We start from the raw sequence: 523 nt of genomic DNA on the forward strand, positions 1-523 counted from the left end.
AAGAATGAAATCCACGACATGTTCGAGTCTCTCAAATGCTTACAACAGACAATGTGTTCTTCGGGACGCTTGTGGGTTGTGAGGTTAAGCGACTAAGCGTACACGGTGGATGCCTAGGCAGTCAGAGGCGATGAAGGGCGTGCTAATCTGCGATAAGCGTCGGTAAGGTGATATGAACCGCAACAACCGACGATACCCGAATGGGGAAACCCAGTGTGTTTCGACACACTATCATGTCATGAATACATAGTGGCTTGAGGCGAACCGGGGGAACTGAAACATCTAAGTACCCCGAGGAAAAGAAATCAACCGAGATTCCCCCAGTAGCGGCGAGCGAACGGGGAACAGCCCAGAACCTGAATCAGTTTGTGCATTAGTGGAAGCGTCTGGAAAGTCGCAGGGTACAGGGTGATACTCCCGTACACAAAAATGCACTTGCTGTGAGTTCGATGAGTAGGGCGGGACACGTGACATCCTGTCTGAATATGGGGGGACCATCCTCCAAGGCTAAATACTCCTGACT

General features: G+C 50.7%; 1 rRNA gene. It reads left to right on the forward strand.

The features are described 5' to 3' along the window. Window positions 1–82: 82 nt before the first annotated feature. Window positions 83–523, forward strand: a 23S ribosomal RNA gene (locus tag WH279_RS00030); the annotation flags it as partial.

Source organism: Erwinia sp. MYb375, assembly GCF_037479175.1.
In the GTDB taxonomy this organism is placed as follows: domain Bacteria; phylum Pseudomonadota; class Gammaproteobacteria; order Enterobacterales; family Enterobacteriaceae; genus Erwinia; species Erwinia rhapontici.